This is a genomic window from Stenotrophomonas maltophilia, assembly GCF_013464915.1.
In the GTDB taxonomy this organism is placed as follows: Bacteria; Pseudomonadota; Gammaproteobacteria; order Xanthomonadales; family Xanthomonadaceae; genus Stenotrophomonas; species Stenotrophomonas maltophilia_AT.
Map to the genome: position 1 here is coordinate 13,468 of NZ_RAVT01000002.1, position 26,428 is coordinate 39,895.

General features: G+C 66.2%; 22 protein-coding genes. 15 read left to right on the plus strand and 7 right to left on the minus strand.

Annotation, left to right across the window (positions count from 1 at the left end; genetic code table 11):
• Nucleotides 1-58 precede the first annotated feature (58 nt).
• Nucleotides 59-2,344: an ATP-dependent Clp protease ATP-binding subunit ClpA gene (gene clpA, locus D7T59_RS00075; protein WP_049432227.1), complete on the plus strand. Its 2,286-nt coding sequence runs from the start codon at nucleotides 59-61 to the stop codon at nucleotides 2,342-2,344.
• 75 nt (nucleotides 2,345-2,419) lie between these two features.
• Here the strand turns inward: clpA and D7T59_RS00080 are convergent, their stop codons facing one another.
• The 3 genes from D7T59_RS00080 to aat all read right to left on the minus strand — a co-directional run bounded on the left by D7T59_RS00080 (nucleotide 2,420) and on the right by aat (nucleotide 4,041).
• Entirely contained in the window at nucleotides 2,420-2,794 is a 375-nt protein-coding gene (locus D7T59_RS00080; protein ID WP_180853126.1) for a hypothetical protein, read from the minus strand.
• Nucleotides 2,795-2,995: 201 nt separating this feature from the next.
• Nucleotides 2,996-3,214, minus strand: a complete 219-nt coding sequence (gene infA / locus D7T59_RS00085; protein WP_005409596.1) for a translation initiation factor IF-1 — start codon at nucleotides 3,212-3,214, stop codon at nucleotides 2,996-2,998.
• A gap of 86 nt (nucleotides 3,215-3,300) precedes the next feature.
• Nucleotides 3,301-4,041, minus strand: a complete 741-nt coding sequence (gene aat, locus D7T59_RS00090; protein ID WP_180853137.1) for a leucyl/phenylalanyl-tRNA--protein transferase — start codon at nucleotides 4,039-4,041, stop codon at nucleotides 3,301-3,303.
• Nucleotides 4,042-4,112: 71 nt separating this feature from the next.
• On the opposite strand from aat, the gene D7T59_RS00095 reads away from it, so the two are divergent.
• Entirely contained in the window at nucleotides 4,113-5,381 is a 1,269-nt protein-coding gene (locus D7T59_RS00095) for a hypothetical protein (RefSeq protein ID WP_180853127.1), read from the plus strand.
• Between the two features lie 85 nt (nucleotides 5,382-5,466).
• On the opposite strand, the gene D7T59_RS00100 is transcribed toward D7T59_RS00095, so the two are convergent.
• The 3 genes from D7T59_RS00100 to trxB all read right to left on the minus strand — a co-directional run bounded on the left by D7T59_RS00100 (nucleotide 5,467) and on the right by trxB (nucleotide 8,833).
• Nucleotides 5,467-6,591, minus strand: a complete 1,125-nt coding sequence (locus D7T59_RS00100) for a GNAT family N-acetyltransferase (protein WP_180853128.1) — start codon at nucleotides 6,589-6,591, stop codon at nucleotides 5,467-5,469.
• Nucleotides 6,592-6,665: 74 nt separating this feature from the next.
• Nucleotides 6,666-7,712 (minus strand): DUF2806 domain-containing protein, encoded by a 1,047-nt coding sequence (locus tag D7T59_RS00105; RefSeq protein WP_180853129.1) that lies wholly within the window; start codon nucleotides 7,710-7,712, stop codon nucleotides 6,666-6,668.
• Between the two features lie 149 nt (nucleotides 7,713-7,861).
• Nucleotides 7,862-8,833 carry a thioredoxin-disulfide reductase gene (gene trxB, locus D7T59_RS00110; RefSeq protein WP_107230492.1) on the minus strand — a complete coding sequence of 324 codons (972 nt, stop codon included), beginning with the start codon at nucleotides 8,831-8,833 and terminating at the stop codon, nucleotides 7,862-7,864.
• A 233-nt stretch (nucleotides 8,834-9,066) separates the two neighbouring features.
• On the opposite strand from trxB, the gene D7T59_RS00115 reads away from it, so the two are divergent.
• From D7T59_RS00115 to D7T59_RS00135, 5 genes are all read left to right on the plus strand, one after another.
• Complete coding sequence (locus D7T59_RS00115; protein WP_032127351.1) at nucleotides 9,067-11,427, plus strand: DNA translocase FtsK; 2,361 nt, start codon at nucleotides 9,067-9,069, stop codon at nucleotides 11,425-11,427.
• Between the two features lie 39 nt (nucleotides 11,428-11,466).
• Nucleotides 11,467-13,410: a DUF3857 domain-containing protein gene (locus D7T59_RS00120; protein ID WP_180853130.1), complete on the plus strand. Its 1,944-nt coding sequence runs from the start codon at nucleotides 11,467-11,469 to the stop codon at nucleotides 13,408-13,410.
• A 111-nt stretch (nucleotides 13,411-13,521) separates the two neighbouring features.
• Complete coding sequence (gene lolA / locus D7T59_RS00125; protein WP_005413289.1) at nucleotides 13,522-14,160, plus strand: outer membrane lipoprotein periplasmic chaperone LolA; 639 nt, start codon at nucleotides 13,522-13,524, stop codon at nucleotides 14,158-14,160.
• Nucleotides 14,161-14,432: 272 nt separating this feature from the next.
• The gene (locus D7T59_RS00130) at nucleotides 14,433-15,710 is read left to right on the plus strand and encodes a replication-associated recombination protein A (protein ID WP_014037159.1); all 1,278 of its coding nucleotides are present in this window, start codon (nucleotides 14,433-14,435) and stop codon (nucleotides 15,708-15,710) included.
• Between the two features lie 189 nt (nucleotides 15,711-15,899).
• Nucleotides 15,900-16,289, plus strand: a complete 390-nt coding sequence (locus D7T59_RS00135) for a DUF805 domain-containing protein (protein ID WP_164136619.1) — start codon at nucleotides 15,900-15,902, stop codon at nucleotides 16,287-16,289.
• 73 nt (nucleotides 16,290-16,362) lie between these two features.
• Here D7T59_RS00135 and D7T59_RS00140 read toward each other — a convergent pair whose 3' ends face one another.
• Nucleotides 16,363-16,737: a hypothetical protein gene (locus D7T59_RS00140; protein WP_180853131.1), complete on the minus strand. Its 375-nt coding sequence runs from the start codon at nucleotides 16,735-16,737 to the stop codon at nucleotides 16,363-16,365.
• A gap of 281 nt (nucleotides 16,738-17,018) precedes the next feature.
• On the opposite strand from D7T59_RS00140, the gene D7T59_RS00145 reads away from it, so the two are divergent.
• From D7T59_RS00145 to D7T59_RS00180, 8 genes are all read left to right on the plus strand, one after another.
• Nucleotides 17,019-18,047 carry an alpha/beta hydrolase gene (locus tag D7T59_RS00145; RefSeq protein WP_180853132.1) on the plus strand — a complete coding sequence of 343 codons (1,029 nt, stop codon included), beginning with the start codon at nucleotides 17,019-17,021 and terminating at the stop codon, nucleotides 18,045-18,047.
• A gap of 122 nt (nucleotides 18,048-18,169) precedes the next feature.
• A complete protein-coding gene (locus D7T59_RS00150; protein ID WP_180853133.1) occupies nucleotides 18,170-19,546 on the plus strand; it encodes a YncE family protein in 1,377 nt (458 codons plus the stop codon).
• Nucleotides 19,547-19,597: 51 nt separating this feature from the next.
• Nucleotides 19,598-20,644 (plus strand): heme/hemin ABC transporter substrate-binding protein, encoded by a 1,047-nt coding sequence (locus D7T59_RS00155; RefSeq protein WP_180853134.1) that lies wholly within the window; start codon nucleotides 19,598-19,600, stop codon nucleotides 20,642-20,644.
• Nucleotides 20,641-21,684, plus strand: coding sequence for a FecCD family ABC transporter permease (locus D7T59_RS00160; RefSeq protein ID WP_111202636.1), 1,044 nt, complete (start codon nucleotides 20,641-20,643; stop codon nucleotides 21,682-21,684). The genes D7T59_RS00155 and D7T59_RS00160 overlap by 4 nt, the downstream gene beginning before the upstream one ends.
• Nucleotides 21,681-22,442, plus strand: coding sequence for a heme ABC transporter ATP-binding protein (locus D7T59_RS00165; RefSeq protein WP_180853135.1), 762 nt, complete (start codon nucleotides 21,681-21,683; stop codon nucleotides 22,440-22,442). Before D7T59_RS00160 ends, D7T59_RS00165 begins: the two co-directional genes overlap by 4 nt.
• Before the next feature lie 89 nt (nucleotides 22,443-22,531).
• Nucleotides 22,532-23,272, plus strand: coding sequence for a hypothetical protein (locus D7T59_RS00170; RefSeq protein WP_180853136.1), 741 nt, complete (start codon nucleotides 22,532-22,534; stop codon nucleotides 23,270-23,272).
• Nucleotides 23,273-23,769: 497 nt separating this feature from the next.
• On the plus strand, nucleotides 23,770-25,806 hold the full coding sequence (gene fusA, locus D7T59_RS00175) for an elongation factor G (RefSeq protein ID WP_180850769.1): 2,037 nt from the start codon (nucleotides 23,770-23,772) through the stop codon (nucleotides 25,804-25,806).
• Nucleotides 25,807-26,123: 317 nt separating this feature from the next.
• Nucleotides 26,124-26,396: a hypothetical protein gene (locus D7T59_RS00180; RefSeq protein WP_005409616.1), complete on the plus strand. Its 273-nt coding sequence runs from the start codon at nucleotides 26,124-26,126 to the stop codon at nucleotides 26,394-26,396.
• Nucleotides 26,397-26,428 lie beyond the last annotated feature (32 nt).

The window sequence follows — 26,428 nt, forward strand, 5'->3', positions numbered from 1 at the left end:
GTGATGGAAAACGCGTAGTCAGGCCGCATATTGTCCCCATCTGCCGCCGGAGTAATCCATGTTCAGCAAAGACCTCGAACACACCATCGGCCAGTGCTACAAGCGCGCCCGTGAGGCCCGGCATGAGTTCATGACGGTCGAACACCTGCTGCTGGCACTGCTCGACAACCCGTCTGCCCAGGCTGTACTGAAGGCCTGTGGTGCCGACGCCGAACGCCTCCGCCAGGAGCTGGAGCAGGCCATCGAGGCCTCCGTGTCCCGCCTGGCCGAGGATGATGGCCGCGATACCCAGCCGACCCTGGGCTTCCAGCGCGTGCTGCAGCGGGCCGTGTACCACGTGCAGTCCTCGGGCAAGAAGGAGGTCACCGGCGCCAATGTGCTGGTGGCCATCTTCGGCGAAAAGGACTCCCACGCCGTCTATTACCTCAACCAGCAGGATGTGACCCGGCTGGATGTGGTCAATTACCTGTCCCATGGCATCGCCAAGCTGGGCGAGGAGGGCGAGCAGCCGTCTTCGTCCTCGGAAGGCGAGAGCCGCATGGAAGGCGGGGAGGGCGAGCCCAAGGGGGATGCCCTGACCGAATTCGCTAGCAACCTCAACGACCAGGCCCGGGCAGGTCGCATCGACCCGCTGGTCGGCCGTGCCGACGAGATCGAGCGGACCATCCAGGTCCTGTGCCGCCGCCGCAAGAACAACCCGCTGTACGTGGGTGAGGCTGGCGTGGGCAAGACGGCCATCGCCGAGGGCCTGGCCCGTCGCATCATCGAGGGCTCGGTGCCCGACGTGCTGGCCGACGCGGTGATCTACTCGCTCGACCTGGGCGCACTGGTGGCTGGCACCAAGTACCGCGGCGACTTCGAGAAGCGCCTGAAGAGCGTGCTGACCGCGCTGAAGAAGGTGCCCAACGCGGTGCTGTTCATCGACGAGATCCACACCATCATCGGCGCCGGTTCGGCGTCGGGTGGCACCATGGATGCGTCCAACCTGATCAAGCCGGCGCTGGCCTCCGGCGAGCTGCGCTGCATCGGCTCGACCACCTTCCAGGAATACCGCGGCATCTTCGAGAAGGACCGTGCACTGGCCCGCCGCTTCCAGAAGATCGACATCGTCGAGCCGACCGTGGGCGAGACCTACGAGATCCTGCAGGGCCTGAAGTCCAAGTACGAGCTGCATCACGGCGTGACCTACTCCGACGAGGCCCTGCAGGCCGCAGTGGACCTGTCGGTGAAGCACATCGGCGACCGCCTGCTGCCGGACAAGGCCATCGACGTGATCGACGAGGCCGGTGCCCGCCAGCGCCTGCTGCCCGAGGGGCAGCGCAAGGAGCTGATCGACGTCGAGGAGGTCGAGGCGATCGTGGCCAAGATGGCGCGCATCCCGGCCAAGCAGGTCAGCGCCACCGACAAGGATGTGCTGCAGCACCTGGAGCGCAACCTGAAGATGGTGATCTTCGGCCAGGACCCGGCCATCGAGACGCTGTCCTCGGCGATCAAGCTGGCCCGTTCGGGCCTGGGCAACCCGGAAAAGCCGATCGGCAACTTCCTGTTCGCCGGTCCGACCGGTGTCGGCAAGACCGAAGTGACCAAGCAGCTGGCGCTGCAGCTGGGCATCGAGCTGGTCCGCTTCGACATGTCCGAGTACATGGAGCCGCATTCGATCAGCCGCCTGATCGGCGCGCCTCCGGGCTACGTCGGCTTCGACCAGGGCGGCCTGCTGACCGAGAAGATCGTCAAGACGCCGCATTGCGTGCTGCTGCTGGATGAGATCGAGAAGGCGCATCCGGACATCTTCAACATCCTGTTGCAGGTGATGGACCGCGGCGTGCTGACCGATACCAACGGTCGCGAAGCGAACTTCAAGAACGTGGTGCTGGTGATGACCACCAACGCCGGTGCGGCGCAGGCCTCGCGGCGTTCGATCGGCTTCACCAAGCAGGACCATGCCACCGACGCGATGGAGACCATCCGCCGCAGCTTCACCCCGGAATTCCGCAACCGTCTTGACGCGGTGGTGCAGTTCCAGGCGCTGGGCTTCGAGCACATCCTGCGCGTGGTGGACAAGTTCCTGATCGAGCTGGAGATGCGCCTGCAGGAGAAGCACGTGAGCCTGTCGGCAACCCCGACCGCGCGCGATTGGCTGGCCCACCACGGTTTCGACCCGCTGATGGGTGCCCGGCCCATGGCCCGCGTCATCCAGGACAAGGTCAAGCGCCCGCTGGCCGACGAGCTGCTGTTCGGCAAGCTGGTCAACGGCGGCAAGGTCAGCATCGACGTGCGCGACGACGAGCTGGTGGTCGAGACCCAGGCCGAGCCGGAGCGCCTGTTGCCGGTGACGGTGGAGTAACTTCGTACCGGGCCGGTGCCAGATGCGGGCAGGGACAAGGGCGGCTTCGGCTGCCCTTGTTGCATGTGCTGCAACTCAACGCCCCAGTCGCCTGAAGGTCGCCGCATCGATCGGCTCGATCCGGGTCACGGTGCAGTGGTTGCTGTCGGTCTTCAGCGTACTGCGGGCATCCCCGCAGATCCGTTCAGGGATGCGGGGCGTGAAGAAGACGTAGCTGGCCGAGGCGGCAGCGCCCAGGCAGCGTTTCTGCAGATGCACCCGATAGTGGTTGTCTCCGTCGCGCAGCAGCACCTCGCGCTCCGTGCTGGAGGGGCGGATATCGCGATTGCTGCCGAGAGCGATGCACTCGGACGCATTGGAGGGCTTGCTGGGTTCAGCGGCGAATGCCGCCGGGGGGAGGCTGACCAGCAGAACTGCCGGCAGCAGGACGTGCGGGAACAGGGCATTCATGATCGGGCGGGGGTGGCGATCCGGACTGGATCGGATCCCACGATGCCGCGGCTGCTGCAAGCGCGGATCTGCCGCAAGCAGGGCTGACCGACGCCACGGTGAGCTCGGTCATGGTGACCTCCGGCAGGGCCGGATTCCGGGCATGACAAAAGGCCAGCAACCAGGGCTGGCCTTGTCGAAGTGGCGCCAGGCGCCGACCGCTTACTTCATGCGGTAGGTGATACGACCCTTGGTCAGGTCGTACGGGGTCATTTCAACCTTGACCCGGTCACCGGTGAGGATGCGGATGTAGTTCTTGCGCATGCGGCCGGAGATGTGGGCGATGATTTCGTGCCCATTTTCCAGACGAACGCGGAAAGTGGTGTTCGGCAGCGTCTCGCTGACGGTGCCCTCGAACTCGATGGAATCGTCTTTCGACATGTAGTCCTGTGCGGTTCAGAAAACGGCCACGCTGGGCCTAAGGCGCAGTATTTTACGCGTGACGGCGCCAGCTTGCAAAGTTTGTGTTAACCCCCGGCCAAACGCCGTGCTGGCAAGCGTCCGACCGCCCGGGTCCAGGGGCCCTCCCGGCCGTCAACGCGCACAGCCCGGCGCACGTGCTGCAGGAATTCCGCGCGCGGGAGGTGCTCGGCACCCATCCGCAGCAGGTGCGGATTCTCCACCTGGGCATCGATCAGTTCCCAGCCCCAGCCACGCAGGGTGGAGGCCAGGGCGGCCAGGGCGATCTTGGAGCCACCGCTGGCGCCACTGAACATGCTCTCGCCAAAGAACATCGACCCGATTGCCACCCCGTAGATGCCTCCGACCAGGGTCTGCCGGTCCCAGACCTCGAACGAATGGGCGAAGCCCAGGTCGTGCAGCTGGCTGTACGCCTCGACCATCGCCGGGCTGATCCAGGTGCCGTCCTGGCCGGGCCGCGGTGCCGCCGCACAGGCACGCATCACGCGGCTGAAGGCGGTGTCGGCGGTGACCTCCCACGTGCTGCTGCGCAACTGGCGGCGGAAGCGGCTGGACAGATGCACGCCACCGGTGCGGAACACCATGCGTGGGTCCGGCGACCACCACAGGATCGGCTCGCGCTCGCTGAACCACGGGAAGATGCCGCCAGCGTAGGCATTGAGCAGGCGTACGGGGTGCAGGTCGCCACCAACGGCGAGCAGGCCATCAGGCTGGCGCAGCGCGGTCTCGGCCGGAGGAAAGGGGGCGTCCGGCGTATCGGCCAGGCGCCAGGGCAGCTGACGGGTCATGCCGGCATTGTATTCGTCGTGGTGATCGGCGATGTCTGGCACCATCAGTCTCCATCGGCAAGGAGCCCCGCATGAGTGAGTCGATCACTGCCATCCTCGATGTGCACGACACCCCGCGCACCCGCAACGACAGCCAGAACATGCTGCTGTCGCTGGCCGGCGAAGCGCCGGATCAGCTCGGCGACCTGATCCGGGTTGCGCTGGCGCGTTGCTCACCGGCTTCGGCCTTTCTCGACATGGCGTTGGACCTGCTGCCCGATGAAGCTGTCGAGCCGGTCTGTGCCGAGGCCTGGCGCCGCTATCGCGACGGCGAGCGCGGTGAACTGCTGGCCAGCGTGATGGAGTTCGCCAGCTACCAGGCGCCGCAGGTGCTGCAGGATGACTGGGAGGCGTTGCTGGCGGTGGCCATTGAAGATGAGCTGCAGCTGGCCTCACAGGTATGGCGGGGCTTGCCCCCTGCCATTGCCGCGCACTGGGCGCAGATCCTGGCTGAAGCCGATGATGATCGCGAAATGGCGCGAGCCAGGGCGTTGCTGCTTGCCGCCCAGCCTGAGACCTACGCCGTTGCCCGCGGCTACACGGTCGACTGGGGGCGGCTGGACGCCGAGGTCTGGGCGCACTGGGCCGGGGTCGCCGACGGGCCGCAGCCGCGACGCCTGCATGGGGAGCGGCCGCTGCACATCCGCTTCGGCCGCGAGCAGCATCGTGCGCAGCAGGCCGACGAGCCGAGCTGGCGCAAGCGCATCTGGCGGCTGCACCCGACCTGGAATGGGGGGCAGGTGCATCATGCTGGGCACATGGGGGGACCACTGGATGCGCAATGTGGCAGCTGCCATGCGCCGCTGCAGCGCTTGCTGGAGGCCGATGCCGCCGCGCTGCAGCCGGGCGCAACGGGCGAGATCACGCTGGGGCTATGCCTGGATTGCTGTGGCTGGGAGGAGCCGCCCGTGCGTTTCTATCGCCACGATGCCACCGGTCTGCCCGCCTGCCACCCGAGCCAGTACCGCGCAGTGCCGGCCACGCCCACCGACAGTGGTGACCTGATGCTTGCCGAAGTGGGCCTGGCCGTCTTGGGCAGCGCGCGCTGGCGGCAGCAGGACTGGGGGCAGTCCAACCATCGGCAGAACCTGTCGCGCGTGGGCGGTGCGCCAAGCTGGGTGCAGAGTGCCTGGTACCCGGCGTGCATCGATTGCGGCGAAGAGATGCCCTTCGTGATGCAGCTCGATTCGACGCTGCCGACCACCGGTGGGGGCGCGCTGCTGTGGGGCAGTGGCGGCATGCTCTATACGTTCTGGTGCGCGAAGTGCCGGGTGAGTGGGCATTTCTGGCAGTGCACCTGAGCGCAGCGCCCTCGCCATTGTCCTGGTAGGTGCCAACCTTGGTTGGCACGCTTTTCGGCACCGCGCCAGTCGAGCCAGCTCGGCACTACGGCTCTGCGCGGAACGGCCCATGCCCCTGCAGCTCCTGCTGGTAGCGCCGCACATCGCGTCGCTCCTGCCGGCACCAGTCCTGCAGTGCTTCTGCAAAGTCCGCATCAGCCACCCAGTGCCGGCTGCGCACCAGCGTCGGCAGGAAGCCCCGCGCCAGCTTGTGCTCGCCCTGCGCGCCGGGCTCGAAACGGGTCAGCCCTTCGTGCAGGCAGTACTCGATGCCCTGGTAGTAGCAGGCCTCGAAATGCAGGCCGGGCAGGGTGGCGCCACCCCAGTAGCGCCCATACAGCGTGTCTCCACCGCGCAGGCATAGGGCGCCGGCAATCGGCTCGCCGTCCTTTTCGGCCAGGAACAGCACCAGCCCGCGGCCCAATGAAATGGCCAGATGGCGCAGGAAGGCCTCGGTCAACGCCGGGGCGTTGCCGTACTCGAGGAACGTCTGCAGATAGAAGCGGTACATCGCCTGCAGATCGGCGCGGCTCGCATCATCGCCGTGCACCACGCGGAAGGTGATGCCCTGGCGGGTGACCTTGGCCCGTTCCTGGCGGATGTTCTTGCGGTGCTTGTGGTTCATCGCACCGAGGAACTGGTCGAATGTCGACCAGTCACCCGGGTTATGCCACTGGAACTGCACGTTTTCGCGCAGCAGCCAGTCGTCGCCGAACAATGCCTCGTCGCCAGCGCTGTGAAAGTTGATGTGGGCCGACGATACGTCCAGCGCGGGCAGTGCCTCGCGCAACGCCAACAGCAGCGCGGCGCGGCCTGAATCGTGACGGGCCAACAGCCGCGGCCCGGTGACCGGCGAGTACGGCACCGCGCCCAGCCACTTCGGATAGTAGTCGCGGCCATGACGGGCATAGGCGTTGGCCCAGGCATGGTCGAACACGAACTCGCCGTGCGAGTTGGTCTTCAGGTAGCCCGGAATGGCGCCCATCAGGCGGTCGCCTTCCCATAGCGTGAAGTGCCGGGGCTGCCAGCCCCAGTCCTCGCGCAGGCAACCGTGCTGTTCAAGGCCTGAGAGGAAGGCGTGGCTGACGAAGGGGTTCTGCCCATCGTGCAGGGCATCCCAGTCGGTGGCGGCAATGGACTTCAGGGAGTCGAGGAAGCTGGGCGAGGGCATCGATTGATCATTGCTCAGTTTCGCGCAAGCCAAGTGTCTCGGCCCGTACATAGAAGCGAGCACGACGACGATTTTTAGCTAAGTACTGAGGGTGGGGGCAGATCAGTTGGCTCCTTCTCGTACTCGACCGTAGAATTTTCTTTATGAGCGATAATTCGATGAGCTGTAACCTTGAAGCCTTGGGTTGCGATTTCATCTCGTATAAGGCTGATGTATTGCAAGTCATCCTCATGCAAGGAAAGACTCGCGATGCAACGGCCCAGCTTTGTGAAAGGGAGATGTGCGAGAGTGAGAGTTCTTCCTGGCTCCATTGCGGTGGCGACTAGGAGGTGCTGGTTGAATGGAAGAATCTGGACTAGCGGTGAGTCATCGTGGCTTGCGTAAGTAACTGTTAGGCCAAGAGAGTCGACGGCAGAGATGATCCCAAGGTCCTGGAGCTCCATAAGTGTGGCGAAAGGCAGTCCCTTGGATGTGTGAAAGTCCCATGTTTCTGGTCGAAACATTCTTCCCTGGAACATGTAACGAGCAGCTGTGGAAATGAGTTCAGCTTCCTCTTTGCTCAGACTTCTAAGGAAGTCCATCGTTCTCATCGAGAATTTCCCGGGATCTTCAATCTCGCCAGCCAAGATTCTTCCCCACAGATCTTGGGCCTGTTCGTCTATGGCGTGGCCTGCACTTTCTTTCCATCTCAATAGCCATTCGGTAGAAGGCTTTGTCTCAGGCGGTACTCCGGTGTGATTCGCGAGGACATCTTCAGCAAAGAGAAGAGATCTTGCCACGTTGACTTCCCGCCTTATGAATTCAGCGGTGGCCGCGTGTTCCGCTCGTTCCATCAGCGAGAGGGGTTGGGCTGCCTCTTTGTGCAGGGCGGAGGTGTCAAGTCCTTTGGATATGTCGTGTGAGATAAGTCGTTGCTGATCCACGGAATAGGTGGCATCTCCGCGTCGGATCTTCTCTGCTTCCACCTCTGCTTGAGCAAGCGCCAGCAGCTCTGCACGCTTGACTTCAATTGAGGTCATGCCCTCTCGTCGGGTCTGCCAAGGCTTGAATAAGCTGCCTATCCCCTTTTCGGCAATCGTCTCCCAGAGCCTGATTACGAACTTTTCGCCGGGATAGTCCATGTATTCAATTCCTTACTTTGAAACAGGTAAAGTTCCTGCCTAGCGTTTGGCATATGCACAGAATTGCCGCTGCTATGAGCTAGATTCGTCTTGGCTCATGGGCAGGGGGGGGCGAAATAGAAATCCATTCCCCTGCCCGGCTCAATTCCTCAGCTGGCCTTGCCCTCGGCATCCAGGAAGCGCTCGGCGTCCAGTGCGGCCATGCAGCCGAAGCCGGCCGAGGTGATCGCCTGGCGATAGTGCTGGTCAGCCACGTCGCCTGCGGCGAACACGCCTTCCACCGAGGTCTGGGTGGCGTTGCCGCCGAGGCCGGAGCGGATTTCCAGGTAGCCGTTGTTCATTGCCAGCTGGCCATCGAACAGGGTGGTGTTCGGGTGGTGGCCGATGGCCACGAAGAAGCCGTGGGCGTCGATGTCGCGGGTGCTGCCGTCCAGGGTGGACTTCACGCGCACACCGGTCACGCCGGCGTCGTTGCCCAGCACTTCCTCCACCTGGTGGTGCCAGACGGTTTCGATCTTGCCTTCGGCCACCTTCTTGAACAGCTTGTCCTGCATGATCTTTTCCGCCTTCAGGGTGTCGCGGCGGTGGACCAGGTAGACCTTGCGGGCGATGTTGGACAGGTACAGCGCCTCTTCCACGGCGGTGTTGCCGCCGCCGACCACGACCACGTCCTGGTCACGGTAGAAGAAGCCGTCACAGGTGGCGCAGGCAGAGACGCCGCGGCCCTTGAAGGCCTCTTCCGTCGGAATGCCCAGGTACTTGGCGGTGGCGCCGGTGGCGATGATCAGCGCATCGCAGGTGTACTCGTGGCTGTCGCCGATCAGCTTGAACGGGCGCTGCGACACGTCAGCGGTGTGGATGTGGTCGAAGATCACCTCGGTCTCGAAGCGCTCGGCGTGGGCCTGCATGCGTGCCATCAGGTCCGGGCCCATCAGGCCATGGGCGTCACCCGGCCAGTTGTCCACCTCGGTGGTGGTCATCAGCTGGCCGCCCTGCTGCAGGCCGGTGATGACGACCGGCTTCAGGTTGGCGCGGGCGGCGTAGACGGCGGCGGTCCAGCCGGCCGGGCCGGAACCGAGGATGACGAGACGCTGGTGGCGGGAGGGCAGGCTGGTGCTCATGTAGACTCGCGAAAAGGTAGATGGGACAAGGCGCTGGCGATGTTTGCGCAGCATCCGTGGCTGGTCATAGAGTGGCGGCTGGGGCAGGGCGATTCAAGCCGATGAACGGAACGCCGTCATCCAGCAGTGGTTTCGGCCCCCTGATTGGCCTGCCGGATGTCGCATAACTGAAAACTGACGCCGTCTCATTTATTATCAATCACTAACAGCGCATTCCAAAGGTATGGTCTAAGGTGGCGAAGCAGGTCCCCGAACGCTCCAAGTCCGACGACAGCAAGGCGTCACGTCGCACGGCCGCGGCGGCGACGACCGACAATCCACGCCGCCAACGCCTCTGGCGCGACCTTGGCCTGATCGCCATCGCGCCGGCGCTGCTGTATCTGGCGGCCAGTCTGTTCACGTATTCAGCGACCGACCCGGGCTGGTCGCATACCGGCAGCGTGGTCGCGCCGGTGCACAACCTCGGCGGCCGCGCCGGCGCCTGGATCGCCGACGTGCTGCTGCAGCTGTTCGGCTACATCGCCTTCCTGCTGCCGGTGGTACTGGGCGCGCTGGCGTGGATCGCCATGTTCGGGCTCAAGCGCGAGAGCAAGGGCGAGAACGACCTGGACCCGGCGCTGCGCCTGGTCGGCCTGGTCGGCTTCCTGATCGCCGGTACCGGCTTCCTGCACGTGCGCCTGTTCAGTGGTGATGTCTCCAGTGCCGGCGGCATCCTCGGCAAGCTGGTGGGCAACTCGCTCACGGTGGGCTTCGGCGCGCTGGGCGCGAACCTGTTCGTGCTGGTGCTGCTGCTGGCCTCGATCACGCTGGCCACCGGGCTGTCCTGGTTCACGGTGATGGAGAAGATCGGCCGCGGGGTGATGTCGCTGGCGCCGTTGCTGGCGCGCAAGAAGGAAGAAGTCACCGAATGGCAGCAGACCCGGGTGATGCGCGAGGAGCGCCAGGAAGTGCGCAAGGCCGACGCCGAAGTGCGCGCCAAGCGTGAGCCGGTGAAGATCGAGCCGCGCCCGGAGCCGGTGATCGAGAAGAGCGACCGGGCCAAGCGCGACACGCAGATCCCGATGTTCCGGGGTGTCAACGGCGATGGCTCGGACCTGCCGCCGCTGGCCCTGCTGGACGACCCCAAGCCGCAACCGGTGGGCTACGACAAGGAAACCCTGGACGCACTGTCGCGGCAGATCGAGTTCAAGCTGAAGGATTTCCGCATTGATGCGCAGGTGGTCGGCGCCAACCCGGGCCCGGTCATCACCCGCTTCGAGATCGAGCCCGCGCCGGGCATCAAGGTCAGCCAGATCAGTTCGCTGGACAAGGACATCGCGCGCGGCCTGTCGGTGAAGTCGGTGCGCGTGGTCGACGTGATTCCGGGCAAGTCGGTGATCGGCCTGGAAATCCCCAACGTCACCCGCGAGATGATCTACCTGTCCGAGCTGCTGCGCTCGAAGGAATACGACAAGTCGGCCAGCGTGCTGACCCTGGCGCTGGGCAAGGACATCGCCGGCCGCTCCACCGTGGCCGACCTGGCGCGCATGCCGCACCTGCTGGTGGCCGGTACCACCGGTTCGGGCAAGTCGGTGGCGGTCAATGCCATGGTGCTGAGCCTGCTGTTCAAGGCCTCGCCGAAAGACCTGCGGATGCTGATGATCGACCCGAAGATGCTCGAACTGAGTGTCTACCAGGGCATCCCGCACCTGCTGGCGCCGGTGGTCACCGACATGAAGGAGGCCGCCAACGGCCTGCGCTGGTGCGTGGCCGAGATGGAGCGCCGCTACAAGCTGATGAGCGCGGTGGGCGTGCGCAACCTGGCCGGCTTCAACAAGAAGGTGAAGGAAGCGCAGGACGCCGGCCAGCCGTTGATGGACCCGCTGTTCAAGCCGAACCCGGAACTGGGCGAGGCGCCGCGCCCGCTGGAGACGCTGCCGTTCATCGTCATCTTCATCGACGAATTCGCCGACATGATGATGATCGTCGGCAAGAAGGTGGAAGAGCTGATCGCGCGCCTGGCACAGAAGGCGCGTGCGGCCGGCATCCACCTGATCCTGGCCACGCAGCGCCCGTCGGTGGACGTGATCACCGGCCTGATCAAGGCCAACATCCCGACCCGCATCGCCTTCCAGGTCAGTTCCAAGATCGACTCGCGCACCATCCTCGACCAGTCCGGCGCGGAAACCCTGCTGGGCCACGGCGACATGCTGTACCTGCCGCCGGGCACCGCCATGCCCGAGCGCGTACACGGCGCCTTCGTCTCCGACGAGGAAGTGCACCGCGTGGTCGAACACCTCAAGGCGATGGGCCCGGCCGACTATGTCGACGGCGTGCTGGACGAAGTGCAGACGATGGGCGACGGCGTGGTCGTCGGCGCCACCGGCCTGCCCGAGAACAGTTCTGCCGGCGACGAGTCCGACCCGCTGTATGACGAAGCACTGCGGGTGGTCACCGAGACCCGCCGTGCTTCGATCTCCGGCGTGCAGCGCCGGCTGAAGATCGGCTACAACCGTGCAGCGCGACTGATCGAGGCCATGGAAGCGGCCGGCGTGGTCAGCCCGCCCGAGCACAACGGCGACCGCACGGTGCTGGCACCGCCGCCGCCGAAGTAAGGCCCGACGTATCCCCCACGACGTCCAAGGAACCGACGCATGCTTCACCCCGTACCAAGCGCGCTGGCACTGGCGCTGGCAGCCCTGATGGCTGCCGGCCCGGCACTGGCAGAAACCGCCACCTCCGCGCCCGCCACGGCGCCGCCTTCCACCAGCGGCGATACCGAAGCCAGCAACAATTTCAGCATTGTCCGTTACCGCGCCGACTACCAGGTGCGGCCGGATGCAGGCAATGTGCAGACCGAAACCTACGAAGTCCTGCTCAAGACCAAGGCCTCCGTCGAGCAGTTCAGCCAGGTGCGGCTGAGCTACAGCGAGAAGATGGAAACGCTGGACGTGCTTGGCGCCTACACCATCACCGCCGATGGCCAGCGCCGCGACGTGCCGGCCGACCGCATCTACACCCAGGAGAGCTACTCCAGCGCCTCGGCGGCGATGTACGCCGACCGCAAGGTGCGGGTGATCGTGTTCCCGAACCTGGCCCCGGGCACGCGCCTGTACTACCAGGTGCGCCGCACCCAGGCCACGCCGTACTTCCCGGGCTACTTCGGCCTGTGGGAGACGTTCAATGTATTCACCGAGTACGAGGACGCCGAGGTCACCCTCAGCGCGCCGGCCAACCTGCCGATGTTCGTCGACAGCCGTGGCGTGCAGGGCAGCGACCGTCCGACGGTGAAGAACGGCCAGGCGCAGTGGCGCTGGCGCTACCAGCGTCGCGAAGCCATGCCGGCGCAGAACTGGTCGGCGGCGGGCTGGGAGTTCGGCCCGAACATCATGGCCAGCACGTATCGTGACTGGTCGCAGATGGGTCGCGCCTACCAGCTGAAGGCCGGCCCGGCGGCCGAGGTGACCCCGGCGCTGCAGGCGCTGGCTGATGAGATCACCGCTGGCATCAGCGACAGCCGCGAGCAGGCCGACGCGCTGTACCGCTGGGTGGCGCAGAACATCCGCTACGTGGCCGTGTATCTGGGCAATGGCGGCCTGGAGCCGAACAGTGCGCAGAGCATCCTCGACAACCACTATGGCGACTGCAAGGACCACGTGACGATCCTGGAGGCGCTGCTGGCGGCCAAGGGTATCGCCAGTTCGCCGGTGCTGATCGGTGCCGGTGGCGGGCCGACGCTGCCGAAGATTCCGGTGCTGGGCCGCTTCAACCACGCCATCACCTACATTCCCGAATTCGATCTATACCTGGACTCGACCACCGCCTGGGCGCGCTTCGGTCAGTTGCCGGAAGGTGACCTGGGTGCGCCGGTGATGCGTACCCGCGACGCCACGCTGGCACGCACCCCGGCCAACACGCCGGAGCGTAACGCCACCTCGATGGAAGTGCGTTTCACCTTCGACGCCAACGGCAACCTGCGCGGCGAGACGATCCCGAAACTGGGCGAGAACGCCGAGATCGGCATGCGCGCCCAGTTCTCCCAGCTCAACGCGCAGAACCGCGCGCGCGCTGAAGAGCAGATCATGGCCGCGTCCGGTTTCGATGGGCGAGGGCAGCTGCAGATCCAGGGCGTGCCGGTCGACCTGACCCGGCCGTTCGGTTATCGCATGGGGTTCCAGGCCGAGGACTACGCCGATTTCAGCGTGGCCGGCGGCATGGCCGTGCCGGACCCGCCGGGTGGTGAGTCGGTGCGCGGGCTGTATGCCACCGCGTCGGCGCCGGCCAACGAGACCCCCTTCTACTGCAACGCCAGCCTGCGCGAGGAAACCTATCGCCTGCAGTTCCCGGCCAACGCACCGGTCATCGCGGTCCCGGCCAGCCAGCGCTTTGCCAACGCGGCCGGCGAATACCGGGTGGACTGGAGTCGCCAAGGGCAGGAGGTGACCGTGCATCATCGCCTGCAGCAGAACGCGGTGCGCGGTCCGGAGGCGCTGTGCCAGCCGCAGGACTACGCCGCATTCCGCGCGCTGTATCGCGAAGTGCGGCGCGGCTTCCGCGGCCAGGTGCTGTACGGCAAGCTGCCGGGATCCGGCGGCTGAATCGCCGATGGACGTTCGGGGCGGCATAATGTCGCCCTGATCGCCCATTCATCTTTGCCCGGGCACACTGGCAACCACCTTTCCTGGCGCTCGCGCCCACAGGATTCCCGCATGAACTTCCGCTTCCGCCGTTTCCTTGCCACCACCACCCTGGCCGTGGCCTGCGCCGCCGCCGGCAGCGCGTGGGCAGGCGCCCGCGATGACCTGAAGACCTTCACCAGTGGCCTGAAGGGCCTGGATGGCCAGTTCAGCCAGCAGGTGTTCGACAGCCGCGGCAAGGTGAAGGAATCGACCAGCGGTCGCGTGGCCCTGTCGGCGCCGCGCCTGTTCCGCTGGGAGTACGTGCGCCCGCACGAACAGCTGATCGTGGCTGATGGCAAGAAGGTCTGGATGTACGAGCCGGACCTGGAGCAGGCCACCGTGCGCGAGCAGGGCAAGGAAGAGCAGAACAGCCCGCTGACCGCGCTGATCAACCCGGCGCTGCTGGAGCAGCAGTACGACGTGAGTGAAGAGGCCGCGCAGCGCGACGGCCTGCAGTGGCTGTCGCTGTCGCCGAAGCGCGAAACCGAAGCCAGCTTCCAGTACGCCGCGCTGGGCTTCAACGCCCAGGGCCTGGCCAAGATGGAGATCACCGACGCGGTCGGCCAGCGCACCGTGATCAGCTTCAGCGGCTGGAAGCGCAACCCGGGCTTCGCCGCCGGCACCTTCAGCTTCACCCCGCCGAAGGGCACCGACGTCATCGGTAACTGATAAGGGTCGCCGGGCATGGCCCGGCGCTACCTGCTTGGGTGGGTGTCAACCGGCATCGCCTTGGTAGGTGTCAACCTTGGTTGACACGCTTTTGATCTGCCGACCAGCGGCCGGCACTACCGATTCCCGTGGCCTGGCGTTGGTGGGTACCAACCTTGGTTGGCGCGCTCTCGCGGTACAATGACCGCGTGGCAAGACATCGTTCAACTTCCTTTCCCGGCCCCGATCTGCTGAGCGTCGATCGGGAACATCTGCGCCCGCTGGCCGAGCGCATGCGCCCGCGCACCCTCGACGAGATGGTCGGGCAGAAGCGCCTGCTGGCGCCGGACAGCGCGCTGCGCCGCGCGGTCGAATCCGGGCGCGTGCATTCGATGATCCTGTGGGGGCCGCCGGGCTGTGGCAAGACCACGCTGGCGCTGCTGCTGGCCGAGTACTCCGATGCAGAGTTCCGTGCCATCTCCGCGGTGCTGTCCGGGCTGCCGGAAGTGCGCCAGGTGCTGGCCGAGGCTGCGCAACGGTTCGCCGAAGGTCGCCGCACCGTGCTGTTCGTGGACGAGGTGCATCGCTTCAACAAGGCACAGCAGGACGCGTTCCTGCCGCACATCGAGCGCGGCACCATCCTGTTCGTCGGCGCCACCACTGAAAATCCGTCGTTCGAGCTGAACTCGGCACTGCTGTCGCGCTGCCGCGTGCATGTGCTGGAAGGCGTTTCGCCCACGGATATCGTCGAGGCGCTGGAGCGTGCACTGGGCGACCGCGAACGCGGCCTGGGCGAGGAGGGCATCGAGGTCGCCCCCGAGTTGCTGCTGGAAATTGCCACCGCTGCTGATGGTGACGTGCGTCGTGCGCTGACCCTGCTGGAAATCGCCGCCGAGCTGGCGGGCGGGGAGGGCGGTCGCATCACGCCGCAGACCCTGACCCAGGTGCTGGCCGACCGCACCCGTCGCTTCGACAAGGGCGGCGAGCAGTTCTACGACCAGATCTCGGCGCTGCACAAATCCGTGCGCAGCTCCAATCCGGATGCGGCGCTGTACTGGCTGACCCGCATGCTCGACGGCGGTTGCGATCCGTCGTATCTGGCACGCCGACTGACCCGCATGGCCATCGAGGATATCGGTCTGGCCGACCCTCGTGCACAGAGCATGGCGCTGGAAGCCTGGGACATCTACGAGCGGCTGGGCAGTCCGGAAGGCGAGCTCGCCTTTGCTCAGCTGGTGCTGTACCTGGCCAGCACGGCCAAGTCGAATGCCGGCTATGCGGCCTTCAATCAGGCCAAGGCCGATGTGCGCGAGAGTGGCACCGAAGAAGTGCCGCTGCACCTGCGCAACGCGCCGACCAAGCTGATGAAGGAGCTGGGCTACGGCGCCGAGTACCAGTATGACCACGATGCGGAGGGTGGCATCGCGCTGGACCAGACCGGCTTCCCGGATGCGATGGGCGAGCGCGTGTACTACAACCCAGTGCCGCGAGGGCTCGAAATCAAGCTGAAGGAAAAGCTGGACCGGCTGCGTGCCGAGCGCGAAGCGGCAAGGGCCGCGAAGGGCCGCTGAGTCGGTTCATGTAGCGTCGAGCCATGCTCGACTTCGCTCTTGCGCGGGTTACGGGTGCCTTCTGGAACAGCAGCCGAGCATGGCTCGGCTCTACAGGGGGCAATGGCAGTCGAGCATGGTTCGTCGCCACATTGTTCTGCGCGCCTGCATTTGGCACACTGCGCGGCCACTTTTTCAAGGATTGATGCCGTGCAGGAAATGATTCTGCCGTTGAAGCGCTATGCCCAGTTCGAGGGCCGCGCCAACCGCCGCGAGTACTGGATGTACCAGCTGTTCCTGTTCCTGGTGGCGACGGCGGTGATGCTGCTGGCCGGTGTGCTGGCGATCCTGCTGCGCAACAGTGCCGATGCGCTGGCCGGCATCCTGATCGGCATGGTGGTGCTGCTGTGTGTGATGTGGCTGGCCACGATCGTTCCGCTGATCGCCGTGACCGTGCGCCGCCTGCATGACTGCAACCAGTCGGGCTGGCTGTTCCTGCTGGCGCTGGTGCCGGGCGGTGGAATCGTGATCATGATCTTCTCGCTGCTGCCGGGCACGCCGCAGGAGAATGTTTACGGTCCGGTGCCTTCGGGGCCGTGACGCTGTGGAAGTCGAGCGTGGCTCGACGCTACGGAGGCAATGAAAAGAAGCCGGCGTTTCGCCGGCTTCGTCTTTACTTGATGGCGCAATCACCGAAGGACAGGTAGTCCGTGCCGGAGCTGAACTGCAGCGTGCAGCTAGCGGTGAAGAGGGCGCCTTCTTCCAGGCCGCCCAGCTTGGCGGCCTGCTGGTCATCGGAGGTGGTCAGCCGGGCCAGGACATTGCCCTGGTCATCGCCGGCCTCAATCAGCGGTTCGCCTGCCAGGTTGCTGGAGACGCCCAGTGCCACGGCGGTGAAGGTCACCGTCTGGTTGAGCTCTTCCATGCTCAGGGTCGAATTGCCGGCCTCTTCATAGGCCTGGTAGAGCGTCGACAGATCCTGCGCGGCGTGCGCGGCCAACGGTGCAAGCAGGCCGAGGGTGAGGGCGATCAGTGCGGTGTGCTTCAAGAGGGTCTCACATTCATGGGATCCGATCCCATGGCGGTCGTGGCGCGATAAACGCGGCCCGGCCGGCGGCAACGTGCCCGCCGTCCATGGCTGCGCTGTAAGCGGAGCGATCCAATGCCCCGGTGGGCGGAAAAATAGGGGAAGTGCCGCCCCCTGTGCAGCAGGGCATGCGCGCGCGTGATACACAGCGTGACGTTCGATCGATGTGATAATCATTCGCGTTTAAGGTAGACTGCGGTCCCTTGTGAACCGGCGGCCGCGGGCCGCTCCTGCCGCCGCCGATGAAGCATTTCGTCCTGCCTTCGCACCGTGGTCCGCTGGTCCGCGGACTGGTCGCCTTGATGATGGGTCTGCTCCTGTCCACCCCGTACGCCCATGCGCAGCAGCGCAATCCGCTGCAGAAGATCGGCCACACCGTGCTTGACGAGCCCGCGGCCAGCTATCGCTTCGAGCAGTTCGTGGTGGACAGCCCGGACCAGCAACGCCGCTGGCGGGTGAATGTGGCGATCCCGGCCAGGGCCGGCAAGTCGCCGCTGCCGGTGCTGTACGCGCTGGATGGCAACGCCGTGGCGATGGTGCTGGACCAGCCGATCCTGGCTGAGCTGGCGGCACGCAAGGTGCCGCCGGTGCTGGTACTGATCGGCTATGACAACGATCTGCGCATCGATTCCAAGGCGCGCACCCGTGATTACACCGCGTGGATCGACCGCGCCGACGACGAGAGCGGCAGCACGCAGGCGGTAGGCGGTGGCGCGGCTGCCTTCCTCGATGTGATCGAGCGCCGCGTCAAGCCGGAAGTCGAGCGCCGTGCACGCATCGATGCGCAGCAGCAAGCGCTGTGGGGCCACTCGCTGGGCGGTCTGTTCGTGCTCAATGCGCTGTATACCCGACCCGCGGCGTTCCAGTCCTATCTGGCCGCCAGCCCGTCGCTGTGGTGGAGCCAAGGCGCGGCGCTGGGCGATCCCGAGCAGCAGTTCGTGCAGAACGTGCATGGCCAGCCGGCACGCGTGTGGCTGATGCTGGGCGGTGCCGAGCGTGTTGGCGATCGCGGCAAGCGCGACATGAACAATCCGCGCGTGGTCGCGCACCTGCGCCGCATTGGCGGTGCCACGCCGGATGCGGCCATGCAGTTGTCCGAGCGGCTGGCCAAGGTACCGGGACTGAGCGTGCAGTATCGCGAGTTCGAGGGGCTGGGCCATGGCCCGATGCTGCCGGCCTCGTTCCACGCAGCGCTGCACGAACTGTACGGCGTGACCGATCGCAGCGCCGGTGATGGCGCCCCCACTGGCGGTGACAACGCCGCCGAATGAATCCCTTCGCACGCGATGCCGTGCGACCCCACTACCCAGGCGAGGCTGCCGGCGTGCAGCGGCCCAGGCAACCGATGAATCCCGCGCCACGTGGCGCGGCCTACGTGTGCAAGGAGCCTTCCATGTCGTTCCGTCCGTCTCTCCGCCTTACCTCTCTCGCCGCCGGCCTGTTGCTGGCGGTGACCGCCACCGCGCAGCCGGTGTTCGATCAGCCCGCCAACGCCACCTTCAAGGGTGAAGTTGTCTCGCGCGGTGAGAACGTGGTTCCCGGCAGCACCGCCGACGTGATCGGTCGTGGCTTCGTGCCGGGCCAGAAGGTCAGCCTGCTGCGTGGCGACAGCGTGCTCAACACGCAGCCGCTGGTGGTCGATGCCGATGGCAACTTCAAGACCCAGCTGAACATTCCGGCCGACGCCGTGCCGGGCACTCACCCGGTGGTGGTGCGCGCCAGCCAGCCGGCCGCGGCAACGGTGCTGAAGCTGCGCGTGTCGCCGCAGCTGCCGCTGTCCGGCCAGGCGCAGTTCGCCACCCAGTCCAACAAGCTGGTGCCGGGCCTGTACCAGTCCGCCTACAGCGCCGCCAGCAACGCGGTGTTCGTCACCTCGGCCGTGGGCCGCCCGCCGGTGACCCAGTCGCAGCTGCTGAAGCTGGACCCGAAGTCGCTGAAGGTGACCAAGGCGATCACCCCGGCGCAGGTGCCGGGCAGCACCAACGGTGCGGTGTACGCGGTCTATGGCGTGGGCGTGGATGACACCAACGGCAACGTCTGGGTGACCAATACCCGCCAGAACTCGATTGCCGTCTACCGCCAGAAGGATCTGTCGCTGGTCCACCAGTTCCCGGTCGATGCCGTGCCGCACGCGCGCGACGTGGTGGTCGACGGCACCCACGGCAAGGTGTTCGCCTCGGCCACCGGCGAGGACCACCTGTCGGTGTTCGACGCCAAGACCCTCAAGGAGCTGCCGGCGGTGACGCTGGAGTCCGGCGTGGACGACGGCAAGTTCACCCCGATGAGCCTGGTGCTGGACGAGAAGGGCGGCAAGCTGTTCACCGTCAGCATCGGCACCCCGGAAGCGGCAGTGATCGACGTGGCCAGCGGCAAGGTCGAGAAGGTCATCGACCTGGGCAATTCGATCAGCGCCTCGGGCGTGGCCTTCGACGCAGCGCGCAATCGCCTGTATGTGGCCTCGCAGGGCACCGACAACCTGCTGATCGTCGATGTCGCCGCCGGCAAAGTGCTGCACGATGTGCCGGTCGGCGCCGGTGCGCTGAACGTCGCGTTCGATGACGCCTCCGGTCTGGCCTATGTGAGCAACCGCGGCGCCGGCACCGTCACCGTGGTGAATGGCGACGGCAAGGTGGTCGCCAACCTCGACGGTGGCACGCTGCCGAACCATGTCCGCGCCGACGGCAAGGGCAACGTGTTCGCGGTGAACAAGTCGCGCGGTGCTGAAGACCCGAAGGGTGACCGCATCACCCGCATCACCCCCAAGCAGTAAGTCACCCGGCGGGGCGGCGTGCGCGTCGCCCTGCCTGCAAGGAGAATGTCCATGAACATCGCTTCCCGTCTGCGCCTGTGTGCGCTTCCGCTGGCTGTTTCACTCGCGCTGGCAGCCTGTGGCGGGCCCTCGGCCTCCTCGGACGCTGCGAAGCCTGCCGAGCCGTCGGCCGCAGCGCCGGCTGCGGAAGCCGCATTGCCGGCAGGGTGGCAGCGCGTGGCCGGTGCCGAGATGCCGGCTGTGCGCGACCAGAAGGCTTCGCTGCCGGCCAAGGTGCATTCCGATGATGGTGCCGACGTCGAAGTGGCCGATACCAGCCGCATCATCGCAGGTGGTGACGATGTCATTGCGGTGATCGAGGCGCTGGGGCTGGGCAAGCAGGTGTTCGCTGCGCCGACCAATACCACTACCCAGGCCGGCCTGGCCGCGCCACACCAGTTCCTGTTCAACCGCACTACGGGCGTGGAGGGCGTGCTCAGCCTGAAGGGCTCGCTGTTCCTGGGCAACAGCCTGCGTCGGCATACCGAGCTGGCAAAGAAGCTGCGCGAAGTGGGCGAGCCGGCCGTGGTCATCGATGACCTGCAGCCCGCACCGGAGAAGGTGCGCAAGGTTGCCGCCGCGCTGGGGCTGGTCGAGGCAGGGCAGACGCTGGCCACCCAGGTGCAGCGCCAGCTCGATGAGGCCGCATCGATTGGCAAGGGCCTGGGCCATGCGCCACGAGTGATCCACGTCTCGGCAACAGGTGCCGGTGGCTCACCGACCGTTGCGGGTGCCGACAGCGCGTCGGCGCAGCTGATCGCACTGGCCGGCGGCGTCAACATCGGCACCGAGGCCGGGGTTAAGAACTACTCGCAGCTGAGCAATGAAGGCGTGGTCGCCGCGGCGCCGGAGGTGATCCTGGTGACCGAGCACGATCTGCAGCTGTTCGGCGGTGCCGAAGGCCTGTGGAAGGCGTACCCGACGCTGAAGCAGACCCCGGCCGGGCAGGCCAACCGGGTCTGGGTGATGCCCGATGTGCAGCTGAAGTACACCAGTGTCGGCTCCGGTGCCGGGGCGCTGGCGCTGGCCAAGGCGTTTTCGGCGATGCCGAAGGCATGAGTCCAGCGGATCGGCGCCGCCGTCGCGGGCGGACGATGTTGATGGTGGCGTTGCTGGCACTGCTGGGGGCAGTGCTGGCGTCGTTTGCCGTGGGTCCGCTGCGCTTGCCGCCGCTGGAGGTGATGCAGGCGTTGGCAGTGAAGCTGGGCCTGCTTGATCCGCAGGCAGTCAGCAGCCGCGATCTGGCGGTGGTCTGGCAGCTGCGCATTCCGCGTGCCCTGCTGGGTGCGATGGTGGGCGCGTCGCTGGCGATGGCTGGTGCCAGCCTGCAGGGCCTGTTCGGGAATCCGTTGGCCGATCCTGGCATTGTCGGTGTCAGCCAGGGCGCCGCACTGGGTGCAGTTGCCGCCATCGTGCTGGGCGCTGCGGGTGCGGCCGGTTGGCTGGTGCCGGTGGCCGCGTTCGCTGGCGGCGCACTGGCAATCGGCCTGACCTACGCATTGGCCCGGCCCGGCAAGGGTACGGGCAACGCCACGCTGCTGCTGGTCGGCATCGCGATGGCGGCGTTCTGCTCGGCGTTGATTGGTTTCCTCACATATATCGCCAGCGAAAGCGAACTGCAGTCGCTGGTGTTCTGGCAGATGGGCTCGCTGGCACGCGCCAACTGGGCCGACGTGGCGGCGGTGGTGCCGTTGTTCGCCATCGGCGTGTTTGCGTTGCAGCGGTTGGCCACGCCGCTGGACATGCTGGCGCTGGGCGAACGCCAGGCACAGCACCTCGGGCTGGATGTGACCCGCACGCGGCGTCGCTTGGTGGCGTTCAGCGCGCTGCTGGTGGGCGCAGCGGTGGCGTTCGCCGGCTCGATCAGTTTCGTCGGCCTGGTGGTGCCGCACGTGGCGCGCCTGCTGGTCGGCCCCGGTCATCGCTGGCTGCTGCCGTTGTCCGGGCTGCTCGGTGCGCTGCTGATCGTGGTGGCCGATACCGCCGCACGCACGCTCGATCCGCCTGCGGAGATTCCGCTGGGCCTGTTCTCGGCCGCACTGGGTGCGCCGTTCTTCCTCTGGCTGGTGCTGCAGCAGCGCCGCAAGGCCGCGCCATGAGCGTGCTGTTGAAGCTGCACGAGGTGCTGGTGCGCCGCCAGCAGCGCGAGATCCTGCATGGCATCTCGCTGGCGTTCGAACCGGGTACGGTGACCGCGCTGGTGGGCCCGAATGGCGCGGGCAAGTCGACCTTGCTGGCCGTTGCGGCCGGTGATCTGCGCGCAGATGCAGGTGAGGTAAGCCTGCTGGGCAAACCGTTGGCGGGGTACAAGGCCGGGCCGCTGGCGCGCCAGCGCGCGGTGATGCCGCAGGAGCACGGCGTGCGCTTTGCCTTCAGCGTGGAGGAAGTGGTGGCGATGGGGCGGTTGCCGCATCCGCCGGATCCGGTCACCGATGACGCCCAGGTGGAAGCTGCAATCGATGCTGCCGAACTGCAGGCATTGCGGCTGCGCGAAGTGCAGCAGCTGTCCGGTGGCGAGTCCGCGCGGACCACGTTCGCGCGCGTGCTGGCACAGACCACGCCGTTGCTGCTGCTGGATGAGCCGACTGCCGCGCTCGATCTGCGTCACCAGGAACGCACGCTGCGCAGTGTGCGCGCCTGTGCCGAAGCCGGTGCGTGCGTGATCGTGGTGCTGCACGATCTGAACCTGGCCGCCGGCTATGCCGATCGCATCGTGTTGCTGGAGCAGGGCAGGGTGGCCGCCGATGGCACGCCGTTGCAGGTGCTGACCGAGGACAACCTGCGAAGGGTCTACCAGCAGGATGTGGTGGTGCTGGAGCATCCGCGCCGCGGAGTGCCGCTGGTGGTGGTGACCTAGCCTGGATCAGCTGGGGCGGCCTGGGTCGCACCGGGTACTGCGTAACGCTCTATCATTGGCGGTTCGCATTTTTCAAAGGAATGACCGTCATGAACCGTATCGTGCGCCGCGTTGCGCTGTCTGTTTCGCTGATCAGCCTGACAGGTGCCGCACACGCCGGCACGCTGTCGCTTGAAGATGCCGTCGTGCAGGCCTCCAGCATCGATACCCGTTACTCGAAGGCGCCGGGCGCTGCGGTGACGTCTTTCACGACCGAGTACTTCGCCAATGGCGAAATCATGATGCGATGGGACGATCAGCGTGTACTGCTGATGTGCAACAAGGCGGCGTATCTGAATCTGCCCGGCATGAAGCCGGCGGCGGGCACGCTGACCATCGAGCAGCGGCAGATGGTCGCCTACGAGGCGATGATGGCCGGAATCGGCGGCGTGGCCGCGGTGGTGGGCTTGACCGGCGAAACGATCGAGTATGCGGACGACGGCAGCGAACTGCGCAGCACGCGTGAAGGTTCGTGGGCCTATGGCGTGGAGCGCTACGAAGTGATCACTCAGCGCCTGCCCGAAGGTGCGGTGCGGGTGCGCGCACGCAAGACCGAGACGGTGAACAAGGTGGGGCCGTCCGCGCCCGACGATACGTTCAGCACCGACGACGACCAGGCCGCACGGCTGGCCGAACTGGCTCCCGTCGATAGCTGGACTGAACTGGTGATCCATGGCGCGCCTCGCTCGCCGGGTGTCGATGCAGGGATGTCGCTGAAAGGCTGGGTGTCCACTGTCGACAAGCAGGCTGTGACCGTGGGTGAGGCGCGCAAGCTGCACGACTGCAAGTGAGCCGAGCTGGGGTCGGATCCCTTTGCCGTCGCAAAGGGATCCGACCCCGATGCCGACCGGCCTCATCGTTCTATTTGTGTGCGCAATATTCACTTGCGCGCCAGATTGGCAGGTCTAGAATGCGCCCCATGAACCGGATGCCGCTCCTGAAGTTTTTCACCCTGACCCGCGCAAGCGCGGAACGGGCGTGTCTGCCTGGAGTGCCACGAGGCCGTTGAGACGGCCATCGCTGGACCTTCGACAGAGCGCCCTCCGGGGCGCTCTTTTCGTTTCTKATTTCCCGCAAGTCGACTAACCGTCGACTCTACCCAATCGACTCTACCCAATCGACTCTACCCAGTCGGCCCTACCCAGTCGGCCCTACCCAGTCGACTCTACCCAGTGCCGCCAAGGAGAACGTGCCATGCACCAGATCGCCGAGACCGAACGCTAGCCGCGCACCCTGTCGCCAACCGGGGTGTGCGGCCCCTGGAGTTGGCTTTGCAGGAACCTTTCTCATGAACACCCAGACCCTTTCCCGCCGTCGCAACCTCGGCATCATTGCCCACATCGACGCCGGCAAGACCACGCTGACCGAACGCCTGCTGTGGAAAAGCGGAGAGATCCATCGCGTCGGCGAAGTGCACGATGGCAATGCGACCACCGATTTCTCGGCGATCGAGCGCGAACGTGGCATCACCATCGGCGCGGCCGCCGTGCAGGCACAGTGGGCGCCGCGCGACCTGCCGCCGCATCGGCTGACCCTGATCGACACCCCCGGCCACATCGACTTCGCCATTGAAGTCGAACGTTCGCTGCGCGTGCTCGACGGCGCCGTGGCCGTGTTCTCGGCCGTGGACGGCGTGCAGCCGCAGTCGGAGACGGTGTGGCGCCAGGCGCGCCGCCATCGCGTGCCGCTGATCGCCTTCGTCAACAAGATGGACCGCGTCGGCGCCTCGTTCGAGCGCGTGCTGGAGCAGTTGCAGGACAAGCTGCAGGCACGCCCGTGGGCGCTGGGCGTGCCGTTGGGCAGCGAAAGCGGCTTCAACGGCTGGGTCGACCTGGTCGATCAGCGCGTGCTGCAGTGGCAGGACGCTGCCGTGGCGAGGATCACCCCGTGGGACGACGCGGCGCGCACCCTGTGGCAGCCGCAGCGCGACGCACTGGTCGAGGCCGTAGCTGATCACGACGAACAACTGGCCGATGCCTGGCTGGAAGGTCGCGTGATCGATGCCGAGCTGTTGCGCGCGGCGATCCGCCGGGCGACGCTGGCCGGTGCGGGCGTGCCGGTGCTGGCCGGTGCGGCCTTCAAGGACAAGGGCATCGAGACGCTGCTGGATGCGGTGGTCGATTACCTGCCGTCGCCACTGGATCGTCCTGCGGTGACTGCCGAAAGCGAAGGCGGCGACGTGGTGTTGCCGCCGGATCCCGACGGTCCGCTGGCAGGCCTGCTGTTCAAGATCACCCATCAGCAGCACGGTGCGCTGAGCTTCGTGCGGCTGTACTCGGGCACGTTGAAGGTAGGCGACGCGGTGTCCAGTTCGCAGCATCCGCAGGGTCGGCGTGTCAGCCGCCTGGTGCGGGTGCAGGCTGACCAGACCCACGACATTGAACAGGCCGTGGCCGGCGATATCGTGGCGGTGCTGGGCTGGAAGGATGCGGTCAGTGGTGAAACGCTGAGCGGCCGAGCACAGCCGCTGCGCCTGGAGAACATCCAGGCACAGGCGCCGGTACTGGCCTGGCGGCTGGAGCCGGCGCGTGCGGCCGACCTGATCCGGATGGCGCAGGGGCTGGCCAGCCTGGCCCAGGAAGATCCCTCGTTCCGCGTCGAAACCGACCGCGACACGGCGGAGACCCTGGTCTGGGGCATGGGCGAGCTGCACCTGGAGGTGATGGTCGAGCGCCTGCGTAGCGAGTGGAAGGTCGATGTGGGCGTGGGTGCGCCACGCGTGGCCTACCAGGAGACGCCGATGCGGGCGATGTCCGGTGTGGTCGGGCGGCTGGTCAAGCAGACCGGTGGCCAGGGCCAGTTCGCGCACGTGGTGCTGGACGTGGTGCCGCGTGACGACGACCAGGTGGTGTTCAACGACCGCATCGTCGGTGGCGTGGTGCCGCGCAGCTTCATCGCAGCGGTGGAGAAGGGCGTGCGTGCCGCGCTGTCGGAGGGGCCACAGGGGCATCCGGTGGTCGGTATCGAGGTCAGTCTGGTCGATGGCCAGACCCATGCCAAGGACTCTTCGGAGATGGCGTTCCATCGCGCGGGTGCCGAGGCGATCAAGGCGGCGCTGGCCGAGGGTGGCACGCAGCTGCTGGAGCCGGTGATGGCGGTGACGGTGCATTCGCCGTCGGCGTCGGTGGGCGATGTGGTCGGCGACCTCAACCGCCGCCACGGTCGCATTGCCCGCATCGACGACCAGGACGGTCGTGCCGAGGTCAGCGGTTTCGCGCCGCTGGCGCAGCTGGTGGGTTACACCACCTCGCTGCGCTCGCTCAGCCAGGGACGGGCCAGCAGCGAAGCGCACCTGCATGGCTACGAGCCGGTGCGGGTTGCATGAGAAAGGCGAGGGGAGCCCGTGCGCGGGCTCCCTTTTTTGTGGGTGTTGGTGGCGTCCCGTATCCACGCATGGCGTGGATCTACTGGATGTCGTTGCGCATGGCCTGGAATGGGCGTGTACATTCGCGTGGTGCGGCATCCATCGGGAGATCGGGCTGCCGGCGCGTCAGTAGATCCTCGCCATGCGTGGATGGATCCATGCGGCGCGCGATGTATTTGCACTGCACTGCAACAAAAGTGCAGAAAAAGCTGGATTAAAGTGATGCCTCACGATAAATTGCGCACCCCCCGTTGCTCGCCGCCGCCCGCACCCCTCTCATGCGTGATGACAAAGACCCCGGAACCCTGGAGCTGACCCTGCCGCGAAAGCGCGGTCGTCCGCCCAAGTTCGGGTACGCCATGAGTGATGCGCAGCGGGCCGCACGCTATCGCGCGCGCCGGGCGGGGCAGGCCAACCACGCCGATGTGCGCTCCTGCTCGGACATGGTGCTGCTGGACAAGATCCGCGCGGCGGTCAGCGCCCGCGACACCGAACTGGCCGGTTTCCTGGTCCATGTGCTCTGGCAGCGGTACCCCCTGCAGCTGAAATAGGCCATCGATGGGGTGGCCGTTGTCATCGCGCT